Genomic DNA, 19,717 nt, shown 5'->3' on the forward strand with positions numbered 1-19,717 from the left:
ACCGCACATGGACATCCTCGTCATTGATGATGAAAAACTCATCCGCGAAGCCACGATGCAGATCGTGGAGGACGCGGGCCACTATGCGGAAAGCGCCCAGGACAGCGCCACCGCCCTGGAAGCCATCAAGGAGTCCACTTTCGATCTGGTCCTGCTCGATGTGAATCTGGGCCGCGAGTACGGTCTGGACATTCTGGACGAAATTCTCAAGCGGAATCCGCAACTGCCCGTGGTCGTCTTCACTGCGGCAGCCAACATCAGCCTGGCCGTGGAAGCGATGCGCCGGGGTGCGCTGGACTTTCTGGAGAAGCCCTTCACCGGCACCCAACTGGGGCTGGTGATCACCCGCGCGCAGAAACACCGCAAGCTGGCCGAGCGAGTGGTGGAACTGCAGACCCAGGTGGCAAGCCACAGCCCGGAGCCGGTGTTTGACTCGTCCAATCCAGCGGTGAAGGACACGCTCGACGTCCTTTTCCGCGCGGCCCCCACTCCCGCCTCCATCCTCATCCTGGGCGAGAGCGGCACGGGCAAAAGCGTGGTGGCACGCGCAGTGCATCACCGCAGCGACCGGGCGAGCAAACCTTTCATCACCGTGAACTGCCCCAGCCTCTCGAAGGAGCTGCTGGAGAGCGAACTCTTTGGCCACACGCGTGGATCCTTCACCGGCGCGGTGAAGGACCAGTGGGGCAAGGTCAAGGCTGCGGAAGGCGGCACCCTTTTCCTGGATGAGATCGGGGAGCTGCCTCTGGAGATCCAGCCCAAGCTGCTCCGACTCCTGCAAGATCGCGAATACGAGCGCCTGGGGGAAAACACCATCCGGCAGGCCAACGTCCGCATCATCGCCGCCACCAACCGTGACCTTACCAAGGCAGTGGCGGACGGCACCTTCCGCGAGGACCTTTACTACCGCCTGAACGTCATCACCGTGACCATGCCGCCGCTGCGCCAGCGTCAGCAGGATGTGATGCGCTTTTCCGAAGAGTACCTCAAGTTCTTCGCAAAACAATGTGCCCGCCCCCTTCCGGCCTTTTCAGAGGAGGCGCGCCGGCGGGTCATGGCCTACCCCTGGCCTGGTAATCTCCGCGAACTTCGCAACGTCATTGAACGTGTCGTCATCTTGGCGGCGAGCCGGGAAATCAAGGCTACGGACCTGCCCGCCACGCTGAATGGGAGCGCCGTAGCGGAGACGTCCCCAGACGGCCCCAACAAAGGCGACTGGGTAAGCCTGGAGGAGCTGGAGGCCGCCCACATCAAGGCCATCCTGAGCAGAACCCAAAGCCTCGCGGAAGCCGCATCCGTGCTCGGCATCGATCAGGCCACGCTCTACCGCAAGCGCAAGAAGCTGGGCCTAGATGCCGAGTAGCCCCGGCTGTGGTGGTTGCATTAACACCTCGAACTCCCGTTGTGGATTTCGAGGTTTTTTCTTTTGGGGAGCAGGCTCGCCTTGATCGGCCTCCACCCCCTAAGAAACTTGGCATCTCAGCCACCGATCCCTGAGTGAGGCATCAGGTGTTCATGCATTCTGCAAACGAAAAACACCAGTTCGCGATGCAGGATGCAACCTCAAGCCCGGCAACCCTGCCGGGCGCAAAGGTGTTTTTCACTGATGCTCAACTACTTACACTGACCTAGATGACGTGGCACAGCCCGTGCGACTTAGGAACTCGCTATGAATACCACACCTTCAGTCATCAAATTCCCCTCTCCAACCCCGGTCGTGAAGCGCCCCTTCACGAAGGCAGCCATCCTGATCGGCACCCTGGCCGTGGCCGGTAGCATGGTCTCCTGCAACACGGTGGCCGGGCTGGGGCGTGACACCCAAAAGGTCGGAAACAAGATCGAGGAGAAGGCTCACGAAGTCGCCCGTTGATCTTGACCGCCCTCACCGCCCCCAGCGCTTCAAAAAAACCCCGCTTTCATCCTTTGCCATGACCCCGGCACCAGCCCTTGTCCTCTACCCTGAAAACATCCTCCGGGATGTGCGGCATGCCCAGCATCGCCTGACCCGGCTGACCCACCACCGGGTGCTCGATCACCTGCGTCCCGTGGTCCACTCCGCCGCGGCTGTCACCCGCGAGGCCCTGAATGGCGCAGGCCGTCCCGCATCCTGGGCTGTCTCCAACCCGCTCACCGCTGTCAGTCTGGCATTGGGCGCGGGCGTCTTGGTCGCCGCCACCATTCGTGTCCGTCACCAACAGACGAACGGCTGATTCCGTTCCCAGCATGTCCCCCTCATGCAGTCTCCCCCACACTCCGACCCGGAGAAGAGCTCCGCGGGCGTTACCGGCACATTGCGGCGACTTCTAGCTGCAGCCGTGATGTACCTGGAGGCCCGGTTTCGCCTGGCCTGTATGGAGGGGGGAGGCGCCTTCAAGCTGCTCGCCGCCGTGATCGTGGCGGGACTGACCAGTCTGCTCTTCGTCGCCATCGCCTATGTGCTGCTCATGTTTGCCCTGGTGGGCTGGGTGGCGGCCCACTGGTGGCAGGGCGACCTCGCCCCCGCGGCAACCGTCGTGGCGGCAGCCCATCTCGTTGGCGCAGCTGGCCTGGCCTTCTGGGTGGTCCGCGCCCTCTCCACCTCGAGCAAGACGCTCTTCCACGCCACCCGGCATGAATTCCAACAAGACAAGCTATGGCTCACCAGCTCCCAGTCGAACTCCAGAAACTAAGACGTCAACTCGAAGCCAGCCGGTGGGATCTGCGCTGCGCAGTGGACGATCTGGAACATTCCTTGAACCTGCCTTCCCGGGCCCGTGAGGCCATCGCCTCCCATCCGATGCGCTACGCCCTGTACGCTCTGGCAGGAGGAGCGCTGGCCAGCAGGGTGATCCCGATGGTGTTCCGCATGGCCCGGCCCACCATGAGCGCCAAGATGCTGCGCACGATGCTCCAGGCGGTGGTCCCCCTGGCAGCGCCTTACGTCCTGCAGCGACTGTCACAGATGGCCCCCACCCCGTCCCTCCCTGTCCCCGGCACTCCGGCAGTCGGCAGTTGAAGATTGCCCGATTCCAGATTTTCTGCGACACTGGTTCTCCCCTAGCGCCGTGAACTCAACTGAACCGCTTCCCAAGAAGAAACGGCGGCTGCGCCGATTCCTCATCGGGAGCCTTGTGTTCCTGCTTCTCCTGGCTGGCGGCGTATGGCTGGGCCGACAGTGGATTGGCGACATTCTGGCGGCCGAAGCCAACTCCCGCCTGGATGATGCTGGTGTTTACATGACCTGGGAGGATGCCAACTGGATCCCCGGTCCAGGAGTCAGCCTCACCAATGTGACGCTCTATCGCGACGACGCCAAAACAGACGCGGCGGTCAAGGTGTCCCACCTCAGCCTGGTGAAAGACAGCCCGGGCTGGCGCAACTGGAATGCGGGAAGATTCACCACCAAGAAAGCCCACCTTGAGCTACTGGAGGGCGAAACCCGCATGCAGGTGGAGGACTTCGGGATCGACCTGAATGTACGCCAGGACCGGGTGGAGCTGGTGCGAGCCCAAGGCCTGATGGAAGGGTGGAACGCTCTGATCACCGGGGAGTATGCCTGGACCTCCAAAGCAGATCTGGCCCCTGAAGAGCAGGCCAAGCAACCACCGCGGGAGAAGGGACAGGCTCTGAAGTCTGCCCTGCGTTTCCGCTGGCTGGCTCCGACGCAGAAGTACATCAAGATCGTTTCCAAGAACCAACCGCCCGAGGCCAGGCTCGACTTCCGCAAAGCCCAGCCGGAAGACCGGGTCAAAATGAACCTCGAACTCAGCGGCGGTGACTTCACCTGGAGAGGCATCCATCTCACAGAGGCAGCGGCCAAGATCGACACCGCTGCCGAAGGCGACCCATGGTCCCGGATCGAGATCCCTTTGCTCCAGCTCTCCAGCGGCGGCGGCACGGCCACCATGTCTGGGCATGTGGACCCCGGCCAGGAGCACATCCTGATCAAGCAACTGGACTCCTCCCTGGACCTGCCCGCGGTGATCCGCCAGCTCTCTCCCAATGCCGTGCACCTGCAGAAGCTTCGCTCGGAGGGCACTTGGAAACTTACCGGCACCGGCCTGCTGCCGTTTTCTGATCCAGGGGCCCTGGAGTGGCACGGCCACCTTGAATTGGAAGGACACCTGGCCTGGGCACTGGAGTCCGGCACCATTCATCTGGACAACCTGCGTTCTGATCTCGCGCTGAAAGATCGACGGGCCTCGCTCAAGGATGTGAAGGCCACGCTCTGGGGCGGCACCCTCTCCACTGACGAGCTCGACCTGGACTACTCCCAACCTGCTACCAGCTTCAAAACCAGCGCCCGTCTTGCGGGTGCCAATCTAGATGTGGTGATGCGCAGCTTTGGCAGCACGGAACCTCGCCAGGGCACGGTGACGGGCACCTTTTCCGGCGGCGGCGTGATGACACCATCTGGGGTGAAGGGCTCAGGCTCTATCGTCATCACTCAGGCGCGTTTCTATCAGGTCCCCTTCCTGGGAGCCTTGCACTTGTTGATCAATCCCCTGCAACCCGAATTTGGCAAAGATGTGGCCTCCCGCCTGGATGCCAGCTATCACCTGGGTGGAGGCACCCTGGTCTTTGACCAGCTCGACCTCTCCAGCAACACGACCAAGGTGGATGCCAAGGGCTCGATCAATCTGGAATCCAAGTACGCCCAGTTTGAAGCGCAAGCCCGGCTCAAAGGGCTGGTGCTGAAACTGGCCACCGGTGCCTTCAGTGAACTGCTCTCCTTTGAAGGGGCGGGCACGCTGCCAAACCTGAAGTGGCAGCTGAAGTTTGCTCCGGGGACACAGATTGTGAAGGGAACGGTGGACGCTGCCACAGGCATTCTCAAGGAAGGTGCCAAGATCGGCGTGGAGGGGGTGAAAGTAGGAGCAGGGGCCGCTGAAGGCATCCTGGAAGGCACGGGCAAGGCCGCCAAGGAGATCTTCAAACTGCCCGGGCGCTTGATCCCGGGCAGGAAGTAGCCAGCGTTGAGTTCGACTGGCGAACTCAACCTCTACACCTTCACCGCACCCGGGGTGGCGGAACCCATCTCGAACATGAACCGCTGACCGCGGGAGATCTGGTCGTGGATGACATACCAGAGCAGGAAGGCCAGCACCAGGGACACCAGCTTGGCCTCCCAGTCGCGAGTAAACCAGAGTTTGATGCGAGCAACCGTGGCTTTGACGTCAGCGATGGTGACTCCCTCCTGTTTGCCAGGTGTAGCCTCCTCCTCATCGTCGTCGCCGAACATGAGGATCTGCTGGAGCCGGGTACGGAGTTCGTTGGCCTCCAGGTCATGCTCCAGCTTGCCTTTGTAGCAGAGGGAGAGCGACCCCGTTTCCTCACTCACCACCAGCGCGATGGCGTCCGTTTCCTCAGAGATGCCAATGCCGGCGCGATGGCGCAGCCCCACGCTGCGGTCGTTCAGATCCTTTTGAGTTACGGGGAAGACACACCCAGCAGCGATGATGCGGCCTTGATCCACGATCATGCCACCGTCATGCAGAGGGGTCTTGGGATGGAAGATGGTCCCCACCAGTTCCAACGACATCTTGGAATCCATGCCTACGCCGCTCTCGGCATAGGGTTTGAGCTCAATGCCACGCTGGAGGGCGAAGAGCGCGCCACAACGCTTGTGGGACAAGCTCACCATGGCCTCGATCAACTGGTCCACACTGGCCTCTTCCGTCGCATTGAACGAGAAGAACCGGTGTGAGCCCAACTCGGCCAGCACGCGGCGCAGCTCTGGCTGAAAGAGCACGACCAGACCCACCGCCAAGAAGACGGAGAACCGCTCCAGCAGCCAGTTCATGACCTGAAGCTCCAGCAACTGGGAAATCAGCGTCAGTCCGAGAAGCAGGACGAGCAGGCCGGTGAGGATGCGGGCGCCACGGGTAGCACGCAGGAACCTGTAACCATGATAAAGCAAGACGGCGAGAATCAGAATCTCCACCCCGTCTCTCCAGTGATCCTGGATGAAATTCCACATGGTTGGCGGAAACTAATGTGCAGCCCCGTCCGGCGCAAATGATTTGCTGCCAGCGTCCTACGGCAAAACGCAGCGGTACCCATGCTGCCGCAGCCAGGTGAGGAGTTTCTCCAGCACCTGAGGGGCCAGTCGCCCTCCTTGCCCGTCATCCCGCCCCTCATGCATGAGAAGAATGGCTCCCGGCTTCACCCCCGCGATCAGTCGGCTTAGGATGGCTTCCTGGTCCTTGATGACGCCATCCCGCCCCCGGCTGCTCCATCCCGCGAGACGCAAGCCCTGTCTCTCCACCTCAGCCTGGACCAGAGGATTTTTGAAACCTGCGGGAGCGCGGAACCAGCGCGGAGCTTCCCCACCCGACAGCTCCCCCAGCACATCCTGGCATGCCCCTACCTCGCGGGACACTGAGGAGGGCCCGAATGCCCAGAACCAGAACTGCACGTGATTCAGGGTATGGTTTCCCACGGTATGCCCCCGCCGCAGGACCTCACCCACCAGCTCAGGATGCTGGCGCGCCCGGGCACCGATGAAAAAGAAGGTGGCCCGGGCTCCAAATTGATCGAGCAGATCCAGCAACAGGGGTGTGTCCACAGGATCAGGGCCGTCATCGATGGTCAGCCACACTTCCTTGGCCTCCTCGTCATACGGCCGCTCATGCTGGCCATCTCGCGCTTCCTTCAAGGTGCAGACCACCTCCCCCAGCCAGTCGCAGGCAGGCCAGAGCGTGGGTACCAGCCAGAGGGCATGCGCACTCATCAGGATGGCCAGCGCCAGCCAGCCCTGCCCGCGCAGGAGCAAGACCAGAGCCACCACAGGAGCCACTGCATTCCAAAGGATGACTCCCCGTCGAAACTGACGCCGCAAATTCTTCACCACCTCTACCATGCCTCCTGCTGAGTCGCATCACAAGCAGCGGCTTGCACCAAAACTGGGCCAAAACAATTCGTCGCCATCACCCGCGACAAATGCTACCCATTTCCCATGAGCTTGTTCGTCGTCTATCTGAGCACCCAAGAGCAGCCGAAGATCCTTCGCGCTTTGAAGGCGGTGCCGGAAGAGGACCGCTTTGAGTTCATCGTCGAGGCAGGCGAAAACGTGGTGCTGCCCAAGTCAGACATCATCTGCTGGGAGGAGTACGCGGAGGGACAAACTGCCGCCATCCTCTCCCGCGAGGCGATGCTCGCCAAGCGGGCACTGGCCATGCGCCACGACGAGGAAGAGGATCTCTAGCCCGGATCGTGGCGCTTATCGATCAGCCTACGACTTCTTGGGCTGTTCCTTCACGACCTCCCCGCCGGAGGGCAGGCAGATCTTGTCGCGCACCTGCTCGAATGAGCGTCCCTGGCCCGAGGCGTGGATGAAGAGCTTCTGCTGACGGCGCTTCAAGTTCTTCAGCACGGCTTCCATCTGCTCGTCGTCCACCTCGTCCTGAAAGTCTGAGAACCAGTACAACGCATCCGCATCGCGCACTTCACGGATCAACAGGGAGACCCAGGCATACTGAATGCCCTGGCTCTTGATGAAATAGGTTTCGCCCCGAGTCGCCAGCACATCGTAAACTTCCTTTTCCGGGATCGGCTCAGGCTCGTCTTTCTTCTTGGGCGGCGGAGGCGGCATACCCGGCTTGGGAGCGGGCTGGTGACTCTTCCGCCAGAAGACCTCGAAGCTGCGCTCCTCATTCTTGGTGCTGGTGCGGGTGGACATGGCATCGTCATCCAGACGCACGCCCTTCTTCGGGCTCGCCACCCCGCAGCCGACATACAGCACGACCCGGCTGCCTGCCGCCACGCGATCGAGCTCCTTGATGACCTTCGTCAGGTGCGGGGTCATGGAACCGGACACATCCATGATCACGGCAATCTTCCGGGCCTTGATGCTCTGACCGAACATGATGATCGGCTTGAAGACGGCTCCGGAGTTGCCCCCCATCCCCTGCCCAGTGCCAAAGCCACCGCCAGCCCCGCTGCTGCCAAATCCTGCACTGCCCATGGTGCCTCCACCCATGATGCTGCTGAGCTCCGCCACGTCCATGGGCTCGGCCGGCATGTCCGGCAGGGCGATCGCGGCATTCGCGCTCGTGGAGACCACCTTCTGCATGGGCGTGCTCTTGTTCAGCAGGCTGCGCTTCTTCATCTGTACCGCCTTGGAGAGAGCCTGGTTGGCCTCCTGTCCCTGCTTGCTGCCCCCGCCGGGAAGGAAGTCCACTCTCTTCTCAGACTGGACGATGGTGGTGACCATGAGTGCCGCCACGGCCAAGATGCCGACGTGAATGAGAATACTGAGGATGAGCGAGCCCCCTCCCACCTTCCGCCAGGAGTTGTAAAAGAAACCCCGCCTGGGTGCCGGTGGCACCGATGTTGAGAGCAACAACGGACCGTGGTCCACGGAAACAACCACCGGCTGCACGGCAGGAGCAGCAGGCACAGGCATCGGGGCCGCCGGAGGGCTGGCGGTTTGCACCGGCTGGGAGGCTGTCCCGGGCTGCACGCCGGAGAGGCTCCCCTGGATGACGATCGGGGGCACTGGACCGGAGGCGGAGGGCCGTACGGGCGACGAGTTTGATTTGTCTGGATTCATGGAGGCGGTGTGGAGCGGAAGGCACAACACTCCTGGCAAACCACGTCGCCACGCCAGGAGATGGCTGAATAATGCAAATTCTATTCCAACCCAGATCTAACGTCCATGACAAGCTCATTGTTAGGCGTTTACAACCATACAATAACCTAACTAATGGACACTATTTATCCACTATCATTGTCCGATTGATACTAAAATATCCATTCGCTACCGACGGGGCTTTTTTCCGCTCTTCAGGCGCCGCTGCAAAAGCACGACCACTGCTGCCTCTTCCGGGCGCATTCGACGCAGCGAGGCATCAATGCCCTCCCGGATGCGCTGCGATACTGTGGAAATGGTGGCCCCGCTGAGATAGGAGTCCAGAATGCCGGGATGGATATAACACTTCCGGCACACCGCAGGAGTATTTCCCAGCATGGCGGCGACGGATTCCACCGCGGTGAGGATGTTCTTCTTCACCTGAGCCTCTGAGGTGCAGGCCTCCATTTCCCGGAGGGCGATGGCGGCCAGGACCGTGCCGGCCCAGGTGCGGAAGTCCTTGGCCGTGTATTCTCCTCCAGTGATCTGGCGCAGGTAGTCGTTGACCTCCTGAGATCCTACGTCCACCACCGCGCCGTCCTCGCCCTCGTACGCGAAGAGCTCCTGCCCCGGCATCTCCTGGCAGCGACTGACCACAGCGGCCAGCCGACGATCTTGGAGTGTTATGTCATGAACCCTGCCGCTCTTGCCACGGAATTTGAAAGTGATCTGCCCGCCTTTCACCTTTGCATGGCCGTTGCGCATCGTCGTGAGGCCGTAGGATTTATTGGTGCGGGCGTATTCATCGTTGCCAATGCGAATCAGCGTGGTCTCCAGCAGCTTCACCACTGCCGCCAGCACCTTGTTCCTGGGCATGCCGCTTGAGGCGAGATCTCGCCCGACCCGACGGCGGATCTTCGGCAGCATCCGGGCAAATCCCAGCACATGGCTGAACTTGTTGTCGTCCCGGTGGCGTCGCCATTCATGGTGGTAGCGGTACTGCTTGCGCTGACGCAGGTCCCGCCCGGTGGCCTGGAGGTGGCCGTTCGCGGTGGGACAGATCCAGACGTCGGTCCAGGCTGGAGGAATGACCAGCGACTTGATGCGCCCCAGAGTCGTGGCATCGGTGACACGCCGCCCCTTCGCGTCCTTATAATCGAAGCCGTCTCCCTTTCGGTGGCGGCTGATCCCGGGGCGGTTGTCACTGGTGTAGCGCAGCCCTGCCGCGTCGGCAGCGCGGAGATTCTCAGCCGTTGGGGCATCGAGCACGGCGTGTTTCATAGTGGGAAGGGTGGCACACACCACCACCTCCGATTCGCGGCACCATTTGCTTTCGGCGGTGTGCACCACGCGTCCCAAATCGGCGTCTGGAAGAATTTCAGAAAAGTTGTCCCGCATGTCCTTCCCCCACCGGGCGGTTCGTCATTTCACTGAAGCACCCGGCCCCCAAACACAGGAGGGATCCACCTCAACATGAGCACCCGAAGCAACGACCTGCCCGCCCGCAACACCATCGCCATCCACCCTGAGCCGCGAAGGCACCGGGTGGTCTCCCGCCAGGCCTGGATTCAAGCTCGTCTGGCTCTGCTGGAAGAGGAGAAGGACCTCACCCATCGGCGGGATCGGCTAAATGCCAAGCGCCGGGAACTGCCCTGGGTGCGGGTGGAGAAGTCCTATGTCTTTGAAGGTCCCCAGGGCAGGCTGACACTCGCTGATCTTTTTGACGGGCGCAGCCAGCTCATCGTGCAACACTTCATGTTGGGCCCCGGCTGGGTGGAGGGCTGTGTGGGATGTTCCTTCCTGTCCGACCACATTGAGGGAGCCCGCGTGCATCTGGAAAACCACGGGGTCACCGTCGCGGCCATCTCCAGAGCCCCGTGGTCGGAGATCGCCCCGTTCAAGGCCCGCATGGGCTGGCAGTTCCCGTGGGTCTCCTCCTGCCACAGCGATTTCAACTTCGACTACCACGTCTCCTATACCGCCGAGGACCGTGCCCGGGGCGTGGTGGAGTACAACTACCAAACCTCCCCGTACATGATCGAGGAACTGGGGGGCACCAGCGTGTTCTACAAGGGCCCGGACCATGTGGTGTACCACACCTACTCATGCTTTGCGCGGGGCGACGAGCTCCTGCTCAACACCTACAATTTCCTGGACCTCACCCCGCTGGGACGCAATGAAAACGGCCCCTCGTTCGACCTCACCGACTGGGTGCGCCACCACGATCGGTACGAGGAAACTCACCACGGCGCAGATTGCGCCTGCGGCGGCAACCGCCCCGGGAGGACACCATCATGAACACCCCTGATGTCAGCCCCCGGCCCGCCCCCCGGGGATTGCGAGCCCTGGGTTGGGTGGGCCCGGGGGCCCTCCTCATCCTCATGCCCAAGTGCCCGGCCTGCATGGCCGGCTACATTGCGGTGCTGACCGGTCTGGGGGTCTCACTCTCCACCGCGGCCCTGGTCAGATACGGTCTGATGACCCTTTGCGTGTTGGCACTGGTCTATCTGGTGATCAAGCGGGTCCGCCAGCTCTCCCACCGACGACGCCCCCACCTGCTGTACGGGTTGAATTCACTCGCCCGCCGATCCAGAATATCTCAACTTCCTCAGCGAGACACCGAAGTAGTCAGCGTCCTCCATCCCCTTTCTCTCGAATCCTATGAACTCCAACTCTCCCGTCCACAACGAATCCCAGTACCTGCTCCTCTTTCGCGGCACGCATTGGGACAAAGGCCTGGCTCCTGAAGAACTCCAACGCGTGATGTCGGAGTGGATGGCCTGGTTTGACCGCATCTCCGCCTCGGGCAAGATGGTGGGGGCCAACCCTCTGCATCCGGAAGGGCGCATCCTCACGGGAAAAAAAGGACGCCAGATCGCAGACGGCCCATTTGCGGAGTCCAAGGAGACCATTGCAGGTTATTTCCTCATCAGCGTGGACACCCTGGAGGAGGCGGTGGCCCTGGGCCAGCAGTGCCCGGCACTGGAATACGGCATGCAGGTAGAGGTGCGCCCAGTCGCCGCAGCCTGCCCGCCAAGCATCGTCGCTAAGGAGTACGCGGAAGCCGCCGCCGCAGCCGCCGCGGGTGCCTGAATCGATTGACCCTTCTTCAGCAGCCCCGTCATGCAATTGACCCGTCACACCGACGAGCCGGATCCGGACCAGGAGCCACTGCCGGACAGCCCGCCGCCGCGGGAGATCCCCCGGCTGGCGGAGCACCTCTTCCGTCGGGAGTCCGGACGTCTGGTCTCCATGCTCACGGGCATCTTCGGGGTGGAGCATCTGCAGCTGGCGGAGGACGTCGTCCAGGAGGCCCTGGCCCGCGCCCTGCGCACCTGGCCCTATTACGGTGTGCCCTCGAACCCCACGGCCTGGCTCATGCAGACCGCCAAGCACCTGGCCCTGGACGTGGTGCGGCGGAACAAGATGGCGGCAGACAAACAGCCGCAGATCATCGCGGCCACGGACCTGTGGTCTGGCGGCAACTCAGAGGAGACGCCGCCGATGTTCGAAGACGAGATCAAGGATCAGGTGCTGCGCCTCATGTTCGTGTGCTGCCACCCTGAGATCCCCGCAGACGCCCAGGCGGCCCTCGCGCTGAAAACGCTCTGCGGATTCGGCGTGACGGAGATCGCCCGAGCCTTCCTGGCCTCAGACGCCGCCATCGCCAAGCGTCTCACCCGAGCCCGACAGCTCATCCAGGATCTGAAGATCCCTTTTGAGATCCCTTCCGGGCAGGAGCTCAAACCGCGCCTGGACGGCGTCATGCAGATCCTGTACCTCCTGTTCAACGAGGGATACAAAGCCTCCAGTGGCGAGCATCTCGTGCGGGAGGACCTCTGCAATGAGGCCATCCGTCTGACCAGCCTCCTCGCGGGTCACCCATCCGCCAATCTCCCGCGCACTCATGCGCTGCTCTCCCTCATGTTGCTGACCACCGCCCGACTCTCTGCCCGCCTGGACGGAGCCGGAAACATCCTGCGTCTGCAGGAGCAGAATCGCGCCACTTGGGACCAGATGATGATCGCCCGGGGCCTGGTGCACCTGTCCCGGTCTGCCTCTGGCACGGAGTTGAGCGAGTACCATCTGCAGGCTGGCATCGCCGCCTGTCACGCCACAGCCAGAGACTTCTCATCCACCGACTGGATCCGCATCCTGGATCACTACGACCGCTGGGTGGCCATGAGCGACTCCCCGATTGTTGCCTTGAACCGCGCGGTGGCGGTGGCTCATGTGGACGGCCCGGCTGAAGGGCTCCGGGCGGTGCAGCAGATGAAACACCGGGACCAGCTCGACTCCTACTTTCTGCTGGATGCCGTGCTGGGTGACCTCGAGTACCAGCTGGGCCGCACGCAGGCGGCTGCCGGACACTTCCGCCGAGCACTGGACAAGGCGGACCTGCCCTCAGAAAGGGAGTTCATCTCCCGCAGGCTCCGGGAGTGCGGCGTGGGAGCGTGAACTAGACGCCCATCCCGCTCTTCAGCACCGCCGCCAGCTCGCGGATGCGTGACTCCTCGATCCCGCGACGTTGCATCTGCCGCTCACTCCAGTGCAGCACCAGGGTGCGAACGTGGGGCTGCAGGAAGGCCATGGGCAGAAGTTGAAAGCGCCGAGGATCCAGCCGGGTGGTGAAAAACTCCGGTAGAATCCCCGCACAACAACCGCTCTCCACCACGGCCCGGACTTGCAGGAAAGACTGGCAGGCCACGACCGGCTCCCAAGTGACCCCGCTCTCCAGCAGAGCCTCCGTCACCATGTGATGAAACGTGCCGCCCGCGACCTGAAGCGCCAGCGGCAAGCGGGCCGTGTCTTCCAATTGCGGGCGTTCCGGCAGTTTTGCCTTCCTGGCCAGCGCCACCGGCACCGCCAAGAGATAGCGGGCACGAGCCAGCTTCAGGCGCAACTGGTCTTCTGGCACCGCATTTTCGCGCACCAGGGCAAAGTCCAGCCGCCCGTCCCGCACCCGATTCACCAGTTCTGCGCTGCGCCAGGTCTCGAGATGGAGCCGGGCGTTCGGAAACTGTTTGAGGAGTTCCGGCATCCGCGGGCACACGAGCCATTCCATGAGGCTCGATGTGGTGCCGAATGAATACGTGCGCAACTGACCGGTCTGCTCCAGCCGAAAATCATCCAGCGCGTGAAGGTGCTGGCGGATCAGCGCCGCCAGGCGGAGCCCCTCGGCCGAGATGGCAATCGACTTGCCCCGGCGATGAGTGAGCTCGACACCGAAGAAGGCCTCCAGGTCCCGGATCTGCCGGCTGAGCTGGCTCTGCTTTACCGGATCACCCGCCGCCGCCCGGCTGATATTGCCTGCCTCCGCCACACACAGAAACCCATGCAGGCGGTCGAGGGAGAGGCCGTGTCGGGAGAGCAAGTCTTCAAACATGATCGCACAATGATATATCCTGCATTATCCTCACTACAACATTGTGTTTTCAGAATGCACTTTGAGTTCGTCATGAAACACGAACTTCTCCTCCAGTGCCCTCCCCTTCATCACGCAGGCTACGACTTCATTGGCGACATCCACGGCCAGCATGGCAAGCTGCTGCAACTGTTGCACAAGCTGGGCTATGAAGAGCGCAACGGCATCCACCGCCATCCGGAAGGGAGGATCCCGGTGTTCCTGGGTGATCTGCTGGATCGTGGGCCAGACGTCCGCGGACTGGTCCGCCGGGTCAGGACCATGGTGGAGGCGGACGCTGCATTCTGTATTCTGGGCAATCACGAATACAACTTCATCCTTCTGCACACTCCTGACCAGCAGGGAGGATGGCTGCGCCCGCGGACGAAAGAGAACCTGCGCCAGGGCGAGGCCACTCACCGTGCTTTCGCTGGGTACGAGGAAGAACTGACCGGTCACTTGCACTGGATGAAAGGTCTCCCTCTCGCGTTGGATCTGGGAAAGTGCCGGGCCATCCACGCCTGCTGGGATGATGCCCTGTTGGAACGCGTGGCCCATCATACCCTGCGCGATCCCGAATTTCTCCTCGCCTGCGGAAACCGCACCACGGAGGCGCATACCGCCATGGAGATCCTCGCCAAGGGACCCGAACTGGCCCTGCCTCAGAATCTGGCCTTCCTCGACAAGAAGGGCATCGAGCGGCGGAACATGCGCACCCGCTGGTGGAATCTGAAGGGCCTGACCAAGCTGGCGGAGCTCGCCATGCCACCGGGCACCCTGGTGGGCGACATGCCCGTCCAGGAGGAGGACCTGCGCCTTCTCCCGAATTACCCGGCGGAGGCACCTCCGGTCTTCTTCGGGCATTACTGGATGCCCCCGGCAGGCCCCAAAGCGCCGCTGGCGCCCAACCTCGCCTGCCTGGACTACGGAGCCGGGCTCGACGGCCCGCTCACCGCGTATCGCTGGAATGGAGAAGCCGCTCTGGACGCTGCCAACTTCGTGCAGACCGACTACCCTGCGGAAGAGAGAGCCGCAGCTTGAGACTTCACGGTGTGAGTGGCTGATACTCCAGACGGCGGAACCGGGTTACGCCCGTGGCGGAGGGATCCGCGTAGCGCTCCAGCATCGTTTGCTGGCGACTCTCGGCCGTGATCACCAGATTGCCGTTGCGCGTCTGTTTCAACGCCTGGCCGATGCTGTACACCATGAAGACGCTGCCCCGGGTGGTGACGAGGTTCGCAATACCTCGAACCACCGCTTCGCTCTCCTCACCCCCGTCCGCCACCCCCGCAATCTCCACGATCTCCCCGGGTGAGTCGTAGGCATCGGCATAGCCATACTTTTTGCCCTTGGCAGCGAGGGTGCGGTTGTAGATGTTCTTGGCGATCGTACGCGCCTTGGCGATGCTGATGGTCTCGCTGCTATTGGTGGAAGTGGGGGCCGCCACCCCGGCCAGCAGGGCCACCAGCGGCAAGGAACGCTCCAGAGGCGAAGAGACCTGCAAGGCATCGCCATACGGCTGGACCTGGGAGTTGATGTTGATGCGACCCGCCGTGCTGGTGGAATGCGGAGCAAACATGCCTTTGGCGCGATCCGGCACATCCACCGGCACCGTGAACAAATCCATAAAAGCCCAGTCGGGCACCATCGTGGCCGCATCTTCATTGGGCTGAAGGTGGAGCGTGCGCCAGGGCACCCCGGCTCCGGCACCGCTCTCCATTCCCGTATGAATGTAGCCCAGCTCACCCACAGAATCGACCTGGCCACTCGCGTTCCCCGTAGAGCCCGCCGGGGCTGGCATGTAGAGGCTGGTATCGGTGATCACGCCACTGGCATTCGTGTCCTGTTTGGGAGTCGTGGTCGTTGCCTTTCCCAGCGTGCGAATGGCCACTCCGCCCACTGTGCCATCGTTCTCTTTGCCGAAGCTGTTTCCGTAGTCGCGCTTCTTCCAGTCATTGCGATGCGTGTTCACCCGCGGATCGTCCACCTCGATCGAGTGGATGTCCTTCTCGGCCACCCCGGTGCCGTCCAGCGTGCAGGAGGCGGCCGTACCCAGTGGGGCCACATCAAGCCTTCGGGTGCGGGAGATCGCATACCGCAGACTCACTGTGGTCGGCCGCGTGCCGGTCAGGGTCGCCGTGGAGGTGCGGGTGATGCTGGCGTAGCCGCCTGCAGTCAGGATCGCATTGCCCCCCTCAATCTCCGCCGCAGTGATCGCGGTTTCTGTCGGTGAACCACTCAGACCAGTGCCGGAGGCGGAAAGAAAAAGGTTGAGCTTCGTGAGGTCGATCTGGTCCAGTCCGAAGTTCTTGGGCAGATGAACCTCCAGTTTGTACTTGGCCTGGTAGGTGGTGCCGCTGCTGGCAGAGGCTGCCACCCACAAGCCCATCTCTGTGATCTTGGGTGAGCGGGTAATGCCAATGAAAGCGATGTCAGAAGTAGCGACCTCCATGAGCTGGAAGCGACCACCCGCTGCCTGCTCGCCACGCAGGGGCACCACCGCCTTGGTCACACTCTCCCCTACCGACTCCTTGGAGCGGACATAGTTGATGATGTTAAGCGAGAGCTGGGTGAGCCGCTCGGGCTTGTTGGCATAGTACTTGGCCTGGAAGTTGGAGTCTGGGGCCACGGGCCAGTCCGTCCGCTTGAGGTAGGAGTTGAGCAGATCGATCGTGTCCGCCAGCTTGGTGGCATCCGTGTGGGCAATGGGATCCCAGATCTCCGTCGCCCCATCCTTTTTGATGTCAATGAAGGGTCGGCCCGCCGCCTTGGTCTTGTCGGTGGTGAGGACAATCCGTGGTTCGTTGAAAAACGTGGTGTCTGGCTCGTGATTGTAATGGGTGATCTCGAACTTGGCGCGGTTCAACACCGTGGTGAAACTGCCCGCCCCATCGTCGAGATTCCGCAGTTCCCGGGTGGAGTTGAAGAACCGCTTCACGGTGCTGAAGTCGTAAGGGTCCGGTGCGATCGCCGCGTGCATCCGGTCCACCATGTCCACGGTCATGCCATAGTTGGTGAGGGACAGGAGATTGATGCTGGCAGGGTGACTGGTGGTGAAGGGGCTCTTCACTCCGGTTCCGCCGCTGGAGCCGTTGCGCTTCCAGGCCGTGTTGATGTTGATCTTGCTGGACTCAGCGTCGGCCCACCAGGCAAAGCGGCCCACAATGGGGTTCGCGGAATTCGTCAACACAGGTGACTCAGACTCCTCCAGCGTGCCGTCCTGTCGCACATAGATCCAGCGCAGGGGCAGAGTCGCCACCGGGCTCGTGCTGTCATTGGGGTCCGTCTGCTGGTCAGTGATGACGTGAGTCACTGGACTCTGGTCATTGAAGGTCTGGACATTGAGGTTGGCCGGGGCCAGCGGATCATCTGCCGCCAAGGCAAGCGCCGCCGATCCGGGCAAACCCGAGTGCAACGGCAGCCGGCGGCCCAGGCGGATCAAGGAGGATCCGCTGGCCGTCTCCACCGGCAGGATCAGGGCCCCGGGCTGACTCGCCCAGACCTTGGTGCCATCCGTGGTATGATTGCGCAGGACACCGGTGACCATGTTCACCCCCATCTGGGAGTACCCCTGAGCTCGGGCCCGGTCCAGATGAGCACCGGAAGCGGCGGTCTCGTTTCTCACCATGTCGGCAAACCCCAGCACCATGATGGTGATGAGGGCGAGAATGATGACCGTGATCACCAACGCCATGCCGTGACGGGTGCGGCCATACGGATGACGGGGAGGAAAGAGGGTCTTCATGGTGCGTTCTCCAAGTGAACTTTCAGAGTCTGGGAGGACATGCCCCCTATCACCCGGCTCAGGCTGGCGTTCGCCTGGAGAGTCTCCACACAGTCCGCCGCCGTGGCGCTCTGGGCGACAACGGCCTTGATGGTTGACGCCGTGGCGGCCGTGAGCAGTGAGGCGGATCGTGTATCCAGAACCACCACAGACACCTCCACCGCCGTGGGCAGCACCGGAGCGGCGCGAGTGATGCTGGCAACCGTGCCCGTGGACTCATGAACCTGATCGACGTATCCCACGCGGGAATCATATCCCCCTGAGCCCACACCCGTCTGGGTGATGGGATTGCCAGAGGCATCCAGACAGCGCACCCACAGACCAATGACATTCTCCGCAAACAGCCCCCGGTAGGAACTGGCGACGTCTGCCGGGGCGGAAGAGTTCAACACCGCCTCCGTCATCCAGGAGAGCTGGCTGTACACCAGATGGTCGCTCGCTCCGGGATTCAGAAAGATCCGGCACAGGGAGGCCCGCGGTGTGCTGGATGATTCATCCCAGCGGACGAAGTAGCCAATCTCAGCCATGTTTCCGTGAACCGTGGAGGTGGCGAGCGGTGCCTGCCAGAACACCGCCTGCGGCTGCCGGTACTGGGCGGGCACACCCGCGGGATTGACCACAAATTGCAGATCCGGTGTGGCTCCAGTAGAGCGGGAGTCCACAGGAAGCGCCGCCGAGCGCAGATCCCGGCCAATGAAGTCCACCAGCGCACGACCGTTCTGGGTGCGCTCAGTGCGGCCGTTGCCCTGTGACCAGGTGTTGCTCACCATGCCGGCCACCTGCACCAGCAGCACGACGATGAGGCTCAGCACCGCCGAGGCCACCATCACCTCCACCAGCGTGAAAGCAGACAGGTTATTTCTCTTTTGCGAGGGAGACATGGATGATCTGCGGGGCACGCCCCGGCTCCAGGTTGAAGGTCCATTTCAAGGTGGCCAGACAGGCATCTGTTCCCACATCAGGGATGCCCCCCTTCGCCGCAGCCGTTGAGGTGGGCGTCGGTATCTGGCTGAAGGTCACATGGCAGAGGTAGAGCGCCTGCTCATCCCCTGCAGCCACGGTGCCCGATTCGTTGAAGCGGAACTCGACCGTCTCAGTCAGACTGGAGGGAAAGGTGCGGGAGCGTAATTCCCCCACCGCGACCGACACCATCCTGGGGAGGAGGGAGTTGAACCCGCTGTCCCGCTCCGTCTTCATCAAGGGCGGCAGCAATCCCACCACCGCCAGCAGGGAGAAGCCGATGATGGCAATGGCAAGGGCGACCTCCACGAGGCTGAAGCCATTGCGGCGCCCGGTTGTTGGCAGGCATTTCATGGCCGTTCCACCTTGGTTTTGCCGGTGGTGCCCAGGAGCACGACACGATAGTAGTTTGAAGGAACCCCTCTTTCCGCCTGGCTGAACTGCACCTTGCCGCCAGACACAGTGCCCTCCACCAAGCGGAACTGGGCCGCATCATCCGGATTCAGCAGCCCACCACCGGGCAAAAAGATCCGGGCGGCATAGGTGCCCGCCGGTAGACTGGAGTTGGACCCGTACGCCACGGGCGCGCCCGGGCGGCTGGCATCCGCAAAAGGAAACGGCTGGGGTCCATTGGAGAAGAAGGAGGCATCCGTCCCCGTGGCCCCCACGTCCACAACAATGCCGTCTGGCAATACCTCCCACTCACGGATCTGACGCCAGCCCCCGGCCACGGTGTACTCCAGCACGGTAAAGGCCCGGGCATCGACCTCGGTGCCAAGAGACTTCATCAGAACCACGGCGTTCAGCGTGTTTTTGGTGATCGCCTGCTGTCGGGCCGCCTCGATAAGCCGGGTCACCTTGTTTCCGGCATTGGTCAGCGTCATGGAGCGCAACGCCCTGCCTACGCCAAGCCCTCCCATGGCCAGAATGGAGGCCATGACAGCCATCACCATGAGCATCTCCACAAGGGTAAACCCCACGTGATGCCTTGAACCGCTGTTGTGACCGTGGATCCTGT

At 62.4% G+C, this 19,717-nt stretch carries 20 protein-coding genes; 11 read left to right on the plus strand and 9 right to left on the minus strand.

Features of this window, described 5'->3' with window-relative positions:
• The first annotated feature begins 7 nt into the window (after window positions 1–7).
• The 6 genes from BV106_RS29855 (at window position 8) to BV106_RS29875 (ending at window position 4,949) form a co-directional block, all read left to right on the plus strand.
• Window positions 8–1,363, plus strand: coding sequence for a sigma-54 dependent transcriptional regulator (locus BV106_RS29855; RefSeq protein WP_038170934.1), 1,356 nt, complete (start codon window positions 8–10; stop codon window positions 1,361–1,363).
• Between the two features lie 306 nt (window positions 1,364–1,669).
• A complete protein-coding gene (locus BV106_RS37695; protein ID WP_081892436.1) occupies window positions 1,670–1,870 on the plus strand; it encodes an entericidin A/B family lipoprotein in 201 nt (66 codons plus the stop codon).
• 58 nt (window positions 1,871–1,928) lie between these two features.
• On the plus strand, window positions 1,929–2,210 hold the full coding sequence (locus BV106_RS29860; RefSeq protein WP_038170935.1) for a hypothetical protein: 282 nt from the start codon (window positions 1,929–1,931) through the stop codon (window positions 2,208–2,210).
• A gap of 24 nt (window positions 2,211–2,234) precedes the next feature.
• The gene (locus tag BV106_RS29865; protein ID WP_081892438.1) at window positions 2,235–2,669 is read left to right on the plus strand and encodes a phage holin family protein; all 435 of its coding nucleotides are present in this window, start codon (window positions 2,235–2,237) and stop codon (window positions 2,667–2,669) included.
• A complete protein-coding gene (locus BV106_RS29870) occupies window positions 2,633–2,995 on the plus strand; it encodes a hypothetical protein (protein WP_265596213.1) in 363 nt (120 codons plus the stop codon). The genes BV106_RS29865 and BV106_RS29870 overlap by 37 nt, the downstream gene beginning before the upstream one ends.
• Window positions 2,996–3,044: 49 nt before the next feature.
• Entirely contained in the window at window positions 3,045–4,949 is a 1,905-nt protein-coding gene (locus tag BV106_RS29875; protein WP_038170939.1) for an AsmA-like C-terminal region-containing protein, read from the plus strand.
• A 32-nt stretch (window positions 4,950–4,981) separates the two neighbouring features.
• Here the strand turns inward: BV106_RS29875 and cdaA are convergent, their stop codons facing one another.
• A complete protein-coding gene (gene cdaA / locus BV106_RS29880; protein WP_038170941.1) occupies window positions 4,982–5,959 on the minus strand; it encodes a diadenylate cyclase CdaA in 978 nt (325 codons plus the stop codon).
• A gap of 57 nt (window positions 5,960–6,016) precedes the next feature.
• Window positions 6,017–6,841: a polysaccharide deacetylase family protein gene (locus BV106_RS29885; protein WP_081892440.1), complete on the minus strand. Its 825-nt coding sequence runs from the start codon at window positions 6,839–6,841 to the stop codon at window positions 6,017–6,019.
• 96 nt (window positions 6,842–6,937) lie between these two features.
• On the opposite strand from BV106_RS29885, the gene BV106_RS29890 reads away from it, so the two are divergent.
• Window positions 6,938–7,186, plus strand: a complete 249-nt coding sequence (locus BV106_RS29890; protein ID WP_038170943.1) for a hypothetical protein — start codon at window positions 6,938–6,940, stop codon at window positions 7,184–7,186.
• 27 nt (window positions 7,187–7,213) lie between these two features.
• Here the strand turns inward: BV106_RS29890 and BV106_RS29895 are convergent, their stop codons facing one another.
• Together BV106_RS29895 and BV106_RS29900 are read right to left on the minus strand one after the other, a co-directional pair.
• Window positions 7,214–8,533 (minus strand): hypothetical protein, encoded by a 1,320-nt coding sequence (locus BV106_RS29895; RefSeq protein ID WP_038170945.1) that lies wholly within the window; start codon window positions 8,531–8,533, stop codon window positions 7,214–7,216.
• A 207-nt stretch (window positions 8,534–8,740) separates the two neighbouring features.
• Complete coding sequence (locus tag BV106_RS29900) at window positions 8,741–9,832, minus strand: DNA topoisomerase IB (RefSeq protein WP_038171018.1); 1,092 nt, start codon at window positions 9,830–9,832, stop codon at window positions 8,741–8,743.
• 192 nt (window positions 9,833–10,024) lie between these two features.
• Between BV106_RS29900 and BV106_RS29905 the strand changes: the two genes are divergently transcribed.
• From BV106_RS29905 to BV106_RS29915, 3 genes are all read left to right on the plus strand, one after another.
• Window positions 10,025–10,849 (plus strand): thioredoxin family protein, encoded by an 825-nt coding sequence (locus BV106_RS29905; RefSeq protein WP_051946499.1) that lies wholly within the window; start codon window positions 10,025–10,027, stop codon window positions 10,847–10,849.
• Between the two features lie 363 nt (window positions 10,850–11,212).
• Entirely contained in the window at window positions 11,213–11,644 is a 432-nt protein-coding gene (locus BV106_RS29910; RefSeq protein WP_038170947.1) for a YciI family protein, read from the plus strand.
• A gap of 30 nt (window positions 11,645–11,674) precedes the next feature.
• Window positions 11,675–13,009, plus strand: coding sequence for a DUF6596 domain-containing protein (locus tag BV106_RS29915; protein WP_051946501.1), 1,335 nt, complete (start codon window positions 11,675–11,677; stop codon window positions 13,007–13,009).
• Window position 13,010: 1 nt separating this feature from the next.
• On the opposite strand, the gene BV106_RS29920 is transcribed toward BV106_RS29915, so the two are convergent.
• A complete protein-coding gene (locus BV106_RS29920; protein WP_051946503.1) occupies window positions 13,011–13,937 on the minus strand; it encodes a LysR family transcriptional regulator in 927 nt (308 codons plus the stop codon).
• 72 nt (window positions 13,938–14,009) lie between these two features.
• On the opposite strand from BV106_RS29920, the gene BV106_RS38970 reads away from it, so the two are divergent.
• Window positions 14,010–14,996 carry a metallophosphoesterase gene (locus BV106_RS38970; RefSeq protein WP_063768024.1) on the plus strand — a complete coding sequence of 329 codons (987 nt, stop codon included), beginning with the start codon at window positions 14,010–14,012 and terminating at the stop codon, window positions 14,994–14,996.
• A 4-nt stretch (window positions 14,997–15,000) separates the two neighbouring features.
• On the opposite strand, the gene BV106_RS29930 is transcribed toward BV106_RS38970, so the two are convergent.
• The 4 genes from BV106_RS29930 to BV106_RS36475 are packed head-to-tail and all read right to left on the minus strand — an operon-like array spanning window position 15,001 to window position 19,679.
• A complete protein-coding gene (locus BV106_RS29930) occupies window positions 15,001–17,700 on the minus strand; it encodes a hypothetical protein (protein ID WP_038170949.1) in 2,700 nt (899 codons plus the stop codon).
• The gene (locus tag BV106_RS29935; RefSeq protein ID WP_265596214.1) at window positions 17,697–18,620 is read right to left on the minus strand and encodes a prepilin-type N-terminal cleavage/methylation domain-containing protein; all 924 of its coding nucleotides are present in this window, start codon (window positions 18,618–18,620) and stop codon (window positions 17,697–17,699) included. Before BV106_RS29935 ends, BV106_RS29930 begins: the two co-directional genes overlap by 4 nt.
• On the minus strand, window positions 18,595–19,053 hold the full coding sequence (locus tag BV106_RS29940; RefSeq protein WP_038170952.1) for a prepilin-type N-terminal cleavage/methylation domain-containing protein: 459 nt from the start codon (window positions 19,051–19,053) through the stop codon (window positions 18,595–18,597). The genes BV106_RS29935 and BV106_RS29940 overlap by 26 nt, the downstream gene beginning before the upstream one ends.
• Complete coding sequence (locus tag BV106_RS36475) at window positions 19,050–19,679, minus strand: prepilin-type N-terminal cleavage/methylation domain-containing protein (protein ID WP_265596215.1); 630 nt, start codon at window positions 19,677–19,679, stop codon at window positions 19,050–19,052. Before BV106_RS36475 ends, BV106_RS29940 begins: the two co-directional genes overlap by 4 nt.
• Between the last annotated feature and the right edge of the window lie 38 nt (window positions 19,680–19,717).

Origin of the sequence: Verrucomicrobium sp. BvORR106, from assembly GCF_000739655.1 — a bacterium.
Taxonomy (GTDB): domain Bacteria; phylum Verrucomicrobiota; class Verrucomicrobiia; order Verrucomicrobiales; family Verrucomicrobiaceae; genus Verrucomicrobium.

Bases quoted from the DNA above. Each gene is read 5' to 3' on its own strand.
- BV106_RS29855 (WP_038170934.1), top strand. From the start codon at position 8: ATGGACATCCTCGTCATTGATGATGAAAAACTCATCCGCGAAGCCACG.
- BV106_RS37695 (WP_081892436.1), top strand. From the start codon at position 1,670: ATGAATACCACACCTTCAGTCATCAAATTCCCCTCTCCAACCCCGGTC.
- BV106_RS29860 (WP_038170935.1), top strand. From the start codon at position 1,929: ATGACCCCGGCACCAGCCCTTGTCCTCTACCCTGAAAACATCCTCCGG.
- BV106_RS29865 (WP_081892438.1), top strand. From the start codon at position 2,235: ATGCAGTCTCCCCCACACTCCGACCCGGAGAAGAGCTCCGCGGGCGTT.
- BV106_RS29870 (WP_265596213.1), top strand. From the start codon at position 2,633: ATGGCTCACCAGCTCCCAGTCGAACTCCAGAAACTAAGACGTCAACTC.
- cdaA (WP_038170941.1), bottom strand. From the start codon at position 5,959: ATGTGGAATTTCATCCAGGATCACTGGAGAGACGGGGTGGAGATTCTG.
- BV106_RS29885 (WP_081892440.1), bottom strand. From the start codon at position 6,841: ATGGTAGAGGTGGTGAAGAATTTGCGGCGTCAGTTTCGACGGGGAGTC.
- BV106_RS29890 (WP_038170943.1), top strand. From the start codon at position 6,938: ATGAGCTTGTTCGTCGTCTATCTGAGCACCCAAGAGCAGCCGAAGATC.
- BV106_RS29895 (WP_038170945.1), bottom strand. From the start codon at position 8,533: ATGAATCCAGACAAATCAAACTCGTCGCCCGTACGGCCCTCCGCCTCC.
- BV106_RS29900 (WP_038171018.1), bottom strand. From the start codon at position 9,832: ATGAAACACGCCGTGCTCGATGCCCCAACGGCTGAGAATCTCCGCGCT.
- BV106_RS29905 (WP_051946499.1), top strand. From the start codon at position 10,025: ATGAGCACCCGAAGCAACGACCTGCCCGCCCGCAACACCATCGCCATC.
- BV106_RS29910 (WP_038170947.1), top strand. From the start codon at position 11,213: ATGAACTCCAACTCTCCCGTCCACAACGAATCCCAGTACCTGCTCCTC.
- BV106_RS29915 (WP_051946501.1), top strand. From the start codon at position 11,675: ATGCAATTGACCCGTCACACCGACGAGCCGGATCCGGACCAGGAGCCA.
- BV106_RS29920 (WP_051946503.1), bottom strand. From the start codon at position 13,937: ATGTTTGAAGACTTGCTCTCCCGACACGGCCTCTCCCTCGACCGCCTG.
- BV106_RS38970 (WP_063768024.1), top strand. From the start codon at position 14,010: ATGAAACACGAACTTCTCCTCCAGTGCCCTCCCCTTCATCACGCAGGC.
- BV106_RS29930 (WP_038170949.1), bottom strand. From the start codon at position 17,700: ATGAAGACCCTCTTTCCTCCCCGTCATCCGTATGGCCGCACCCGTCAC.
- BV106_RS29935 (WP_265596214.1), bottom strand. From the start codon at position 18,620: ATGTCTCCCTCGCAAAAGAGAAATAACCTGTCTGCTTTCACGCTGGTG.
- BV106_RS29940 (WP_038170952.1), bottom strand. From the start codon at position 19,053: ATGAAATGCCTGCCAACAACCGGGCGCCGCAATGGCTTCAGCCTCGTG.